The organism is Candidatus Frankia alpina, from assembly GCF_902806485.1.
GTDB lineage: Bacteria > Actinomycetota > Actinomycetes > Frankiales > Frankiaceae > Frankia > Frankia alpina.
Genome location: NZ_CADCWT010000292.1, coordinates 1 through 5,226, shown reverse-complemented (window position 1 = coordinate 5,226; position 5,226 = coordinate 1). Strand labels below are relative to the sequence as shown.

6 protein-coding genes, 1 tRNA gene and 1 pseudogene are annotated in these 5,226 nt (G+C 72.0%); 2 read left to right on the top strand and 6 right to left on the bottom strand.

Features of this window, described 5'->3' with window-relative positions; all coding sequences use genetic code 11:
- The first annotated feature begins 199 nt into the window (after positions 1–199).
- The gene (gene gltX / locus G6R25_RS21110) at positions 200–1,612 is read left to right on the top strand and encodes a glutamate--tRNA ligase (protein ID WP_163554307.1); all 1,413 of its coding nucleotides are present in this window, start codon (positions 200–202) and stop codon (positions 1,610–1,612) included.
- Between the two features lie 336 nt (positions 1,613–1,948).
- Here the strand turns inward: gltX and G6R25_RS21105 are convergent, their stop codons facing one another.
- Together G6R25_RS21105 and G6R25_RS21100 are read right to left on the bottom strand one after the other, a co-directional pair.
- Positions 1,949–2,365 carry a winged helix-turn-helix transcriptional regulator gene (locus G6R25_RS21105; protein ID WP_235949322.1) on the bottom strand — a complete coding sequence of 139 codons (417 nt, stop codon included), beginning with the start codon at positions 2,363–2,365 and terminating at the stop codon, positions 1,949–1,951.
- Positions 2,366–2,628: 263 nt separating this feature from the next.
- On the bottom strand, positions 2,629–2,910 hold the full coding sequence (locus tag G6R25_RS21100; RefSeq protein ID WP_136448658.1) for a hypothetical protein: 282 nt from the start codon (positions 2,908–2,910) through the stop codon (positions 2,629–2,631).
- Between the two features lie 143 nt (positions 2,911–3,053).
- Here G6R25_RS21100 and G6R25_RS21095 point away from each other — a divergent pair.
- Positions 3,054–3,126 (top strand) — tRNA-Asn (locus G6R25_RS21095).
- A gap of 84 nt (positions 3,127–3,210) precedes the next feature.
- On the opposite strand, the gene G6R25_RS32010 is transcribed toward G6R25_RS21095, so the two are convergent.
- The 4 genes and pseudogenes from G6R25_RS32010 to G6R25_RS21085 form a co-directional block, all read right to left on the bottom strand.
- Positions 3,211–3,402 (bottom strand): dienelactone hydrolase family protein, encoded by a 192-nt coding sequence (locus tag G6R25_RS32010; RefSeq protein ID WP_473246922.1) that lies wholly within the window; start codon positions 3,400–3,402, stop codon positions 3,211–3,213.
- Positions 3,403–3,553: 151 nt separating this feature from the next.
- Positions 3,554–3,799, bottom strand: a pseudogene (locus tag G6R25_RS32005) (dienelactone hydrolase family protein); the annotation flags it as partial.
- A complete protein-coding gene (locus G6R25_RS32000; protein ID WP_205447308.1) occupies positions 3,732–3,947 on the bottom strand; it encodes a hypothetical protein in 216 nt (71 codons plus the stop codon). The gene G6R25_RS32000 and the pseudogene G6R25_RS32005, both read right to left, overlap by 68 nt.
- A gap of 23 nt (positions 3,948–3,970) precedes the next feature.
- Positions 3,971–5,116: a phosphotransferase family protein gene (locus tag G6R25_RS21085; protein ID WP_163554305.1), complete on the bottom strand. Its 1,146-nt coding sequence runs from the start codon at positions 5,114–5,116 to the stop codon at positions 3,971–3,973.
- Between the last annotated feature and the right edge of the window lie 110 nt (positions 5,117–5,226).

Here is a 5,226-nt window from a genome sequence, read left to right as displayed (position 1 = left end):
GGTATTGGGCGTGCGCTCCACCAACCCACCACCCCCCTCGACCTCCTCGGCGACTAACACCCCAAACCCCCGAAGCCACCCGTTCGGAGCACCGCCCGCCGCGGTGCCCCGAACAATCGGACCTGCCGATGGGCGCCAACGACGTCGGCGCCGCCTCGGTACTCCGTCGGCTCACCGGGATCCCTGTACGCTGCCCCGCATGGGATCTGGGCGGGTACGGGTTCGATTCGCGCCGTCTCCCACCGGCATCTTCCATGTGGGTGGAGCGCGTTCGGCGTTGTTCAACTGGCTGGTGGCGCTGCGCGCGGGCGGCGATTTCGTGCTGCGCATCGAGGACACCGACGCCTCCCGCAACCGGCCCGAGTGGATCGACGGCATCATCAGCGCGCTGGACTGGCTCGGGATCAGCCCCGGCCGGTACGAGGGCCCGGTGCTGCAGTCCTCGCGCGCGGACCGGCATCGGGCGGCCGCGGTCCGCCTGCAGGAGGCGGGGCTGGCGTACTTCTGCGACTGCACCCGCGACGCGCTGGCGGAACGCACGGGCAATACCCAGCACGGCTACGACGGCTTCTGCCGCGACCGCGGGCTGGCGCCCGGCCCCGGCCGGGCGCTGCGCTTCCGCACCCCCGACGAGGGGGTGACGACGGTGCGCGACCTGATCCGCGGCACCCCGGAGTTCCCGAACGACACCATCGAGGACTTCGTGATCGCGCGGGCCGACGGCTCGGCGGTGTTCCTGCTCGCCAACGTCGTCGACGACCTGGAGATGGGGATCACCCACGTCATCCGGGGCGAGGAGCACCTGTCGAACACGCCCAAGCAGCAGCTGCTGTGGGCCGCGCTCGGCGCCGACGAGCCGCCGGTGTGGGCGCACGTGCCGGTCATCGTCAACGAGAAGCGGCAGAAGCTGTCGAAGCGGCGGGACAAGGTGGCGCTGGAGTCCTACCGGGACGAGGGCTACCTGCCCAGCGCGATGAAGAACTACCTGATGCTGCTCGGCTGGGCGCCGTCCGGTGACGACGAGATCGTGCCGTGGGAGACGATCGAGTCGACCTTCGACCTAGCCGACGTGAAGCCGTCCCCGGCGTTTTTCGACGAGAAGAAGCTGCGGGCGTTCAACGGCGAGTACATCCGGGCGCTGAGCGTCGAGGAGTTCATCGCGGCGGTGCAGCCGTGGCTGGCGCCGCCGGCGGCACCGTGGGCGGCCGAGGCGTTCGACGCCGGCGTGTTCGCCGTGGTCGCCGGGCTCGCGCAGTCCCGGTTGTCGGTGCTCTCCGAGATCGTGCCGATGGTCGACTTCCTGTTCCTGCCCGAGGCGCCGGTGGACGACGCGGCGTGGGCGAAGGCGATGAAGGGGCCGGCGGCGGAGTTGCTCGCCGACGTCCACGACGTGTTCGGCAAGGTCGAGTGGGACGCCGAGACGCTGAAGGCGACCCTGACCGAGCTCGGCGAGCGCCACGGCCTGAAGCTGGCGAAGGCGCAGGCGCCGGTGCGGGTGGCCGTCACCGGGCGGACCGTGGGGCTGCCGCTGTTCGAGTCGCTGGAGGTGCTCGGCCGGGAGGCCACCCGCCGGCGACTGGCCGTGGCCCGGGAGCGGCTGGCCGCAGGCTGAGCCGCTCCCGGGTGGGTCCCGGCACGGTTCAGGGAGCGGTCACCACCGCCGTGGGCCGAGGCTGATGAGCCCGGGCCGCGGCTGGGACGGGCCGCGACCCGGGCTAGGGGACCCACCGGAGGTCGGGGTTACCTCCGCCAGGTGAAGTTCGGATCCACCAGGTCACCTCCGGTGCTCCCAAGCACCGGGTTCGACAGTGACCAGCACATCTCCCTGGGCCTAAAGGAGTCTTAAGATCAGCTCAAGACAAGCTGTGATCTCATAATCGCGCTCCGTCGACCGCAAGGTAACATCCGGTGATAACCCGACAAGGCACGCCCGACCCGGCAGCTCCCATCAGGGCTCGTCGTGGCCACGGGTGGAGGCCCCGCGCGGGGTGCGCTGGCGGGGGCTGAGCGTCGCCCATTCCTGTGCCCAGACGGCCAGGGGCTCGATCACGCCCTGCAGGCGCCGGCCGTGGGTGGTCAGCCGGTACTCGCCAACCTCGTCCACCTCGACGAGGCCGGCCTCGCGCAGCTCCCGCAGCCGCTGCACGAGCTGCGTCTGCGGGGCGTCCAGCCGGGCCGCCAGCGTGCGGAACGGCAGCGAGCCACCCCGCAGATGCCAGTAGAGGCCGAGGGCGAACCGGCGGCCCAGCAGGTCCACCAGGGCGGCGAGCTCGGGCGGCGCCCCACCCGCAACCTCGGCCGGCGCCGGGCCGCCCGATCGCCCCTGCCCCGCCGCCCGCCCCCGCGCCGACCTGGCCTGCCTCATCGACATGCCGTGCTCCGATCCGGCGAGCCCTCGACCCCGCCGCCGCACCACCGAACCGCCGCACTCTCGGCGCGGCCGGCAGGGGCGGGGTGTCGGCGGTGACCGGATTCACCCTCGGGGCGGCAGTCGTAGGTGCGGTCGACGGTCACGACGAGCGGCTCCGACGGCCGAACCACCCAACAACGCCCCATCCGACGAATACCGGCGCGGCACTTCCTGCCGGCCCCCTCCCGGGACGGCTCGACGGCGACACGCCCGGCCGGTCAGTGGGCGCCGATCGAGCTGACCCCGTTCGAGCCGTGCGCCGCCACCGGGCGGAACGGCCGGGTCCCGGACGACTCTGCCTCCCCGGCGAACAGGCCGCGGACCCGGTGGAAGACCGTCCCGGCCTGCGCGGACACGACACCGGCGGCGCCTTGCACCTCCGGCCGTTCCCGGACCTCCCGCAGCTGCCGCATGATCACGTCGTAGTGTTCGCGTCCGCCTCGGGACCCCAGGACGTACCCGAAGCCGAGTGCGATGACGACGCTGGGCCTGATGCGCATGTTGCCTCCCGGAAGACCGATGGACGTGCTGGCGGATGGCCGCCGGCCGGTCGGCGTTGTGCCGTCAAGTTGATTACTACCCCACGTCCATGACCGTCCGAACCTCAGGTAGGGTGACTTCGTCAGGTGCGCAGAGCACCCGGTCCCGCGTAGCTCAATTGGCAGAGCAGCCGGCTGTTAACCGGCAGGTTAGAGGTTCGAGTCCTCTCGCGGGAGCATCCTCACAAGTCAGAAGCTTGATCATCGATCAAGCAGGCTCCTGGGACGCGCGCAGCAGGACCCCTAAGCCGTCCGTCAGGATCAGATGGCGAGGTGGGGGCGCAGGAAGGCCCAGATCCGCTCCCAGCCCGCACGGGCTGCCGCAGGCCGGTAGGCGTCGCGGCTCGTCGCGAGGAATGCGTGGCCGGCGTCGGGGAAGCTGTGGAACTCGAAGATCTTGCCGTAGGCGGTGAGCGCCTCGGCGAGGGCGGCGACCTCGGCCGGCGAGGGCATCCGGTCGTCGTCGCCGAACAGGCCGAGCAGCGGGCAGGACAGCTTCCCCGCCAGGTCGACGACCAGCCGGACCCCAATCCTCCGGCGGGGTGGCGACGACGTAGGCGCCGTAGCAGTCGATGGCGGCGTCCAGGTCGAGGCTGCACGCGACGAGGAACGCCTGCCGGCCACCCGAGCAGAAGCCGATCACCGCCACCTTCCCGTTGGAGGACGGCAGCGACCGCAGGTGGCGCATGGCCCCGTCGACGTCGCCGACCAGCCGATCGTCGGGCACGCCGCCGCGGGCCCGCGCGAGGGCGGCGGCGTCCTCGGGGTTGGCGCCGGGAGCCTCACGCCAGTACAGGTTCGGGCAGAGGGCGAGGTAGCCGTGGGCGGCGAACCTGCGGACGATCTCCATCGTCGACTCGTCGGTAGCCCGGCATGTGGTGGATCACCACGACGCCGCCTACGGGTAGCCCGTCGAGCGGCTCGGCGAGGTACGCCTCGACGTCGTCGTCTCCCGCGCCCCGCATCCGCACCGTCGCCGCGCGCATGGCATCGCTCATCGATGTTCCTCCCCTGGGCTCGCTCAGCCCGTCCGGCCGGCCCGTTTGCGGACGAAGCGGGCCATCATCGCGGTGAACTCGGGCGCCAGGTCCGGGACCGGCTCGCCCAGCCAGCGGTAGAGCAGCAGGCCCGCCGGATTGCGGATGTGCAGGGTGGTGTCCGGCCGGGCCACGCCGCGGGCGATCGAAATGTCGGTCGAACGGGCGCAGACGATGGCGAACCGCAGCGCCGCCAGCAGTTTGTAATAGGTCAGATCCCGCGTGGGTCGGCCGATCAGCTCCTCCCAGCGGGCGATCTGGGTGGCCTCGTCGGGCACGCCGGGCAGCGGCGGCGTACCCAGGCCGTGGCTGTAGAACTCGTCCATCATCAGCCACCAGCCGAGGTCGACCTCGGCCGGGCCGACCGCGGGGGTCTCCCAGTCGAGGACGGCGGCGACCGTCCCGTCCGGTGCGAACATCATGTTGCCGACCCGGGCGTCGCCCCAGCTCAACGTCCGGTCGTCGTGGTCGGGGCACTCCCGTTCGACGTGGCCCATCGCCCGGCCGAGCACGTCGAGCTCGCGTTCACCGCGCACCCAGTCGAACCAGTGACGGGTCGCGGTGACGAGCTGCCGCAGGCCGGTGGTCCCGAGCGCGGGTGCCCACAGAAACGCAAGATCGCCGCTGACGGGGATGCGCCCGATGTCGACGAGGGTCCGCAGGCCGCTGTCCCACAGGGCGGCCCGCTGCGCCGGCGTCTCGTCGAGCAGCCAGCCGGTGGTGTGGCAGCTCGGGATGTCCGACAGCACCCTGCCCGGGACGTGGCTCATCACGAAGAACGGCGACCCGACCACCCCGGCGTCCGGCTCGAACGCGAGGACCCGCGGCACCGGCACCGCCGCCGGCGCGGCCGCGGCGATCGCCCGCAGGACACGGCCCTCGCCGATCGTGTCCGGGCGCAGGAACAACTGGCGCCCGGTCGGCTGGATGCGGACCACCAGCCGCTCGTCCCGCCGGGCGCCGCCGTCGTCCCACCACACGGCGACGATCACGGTCTCGTTGGACGTGCCCGCCTTCGGCCTGGACAGGCCGGCGACGATCAGCGACGGCCGCTCCAGCGCGCGGCGCAGCCAGCCGGTCAGGGTCCGCGCGAGCGCGGCATCGTCGTCATTCGTGGCGGTGACAGTCACCGGATGGCTCGTCGAGCGAGCATGGCACTCCCCCATTCGGCACGAGCCGTGGCGACCGGACGCTTTTCCGGACGCGCCGGTAACGGCACGGTAACGAACCGTCGATTTCG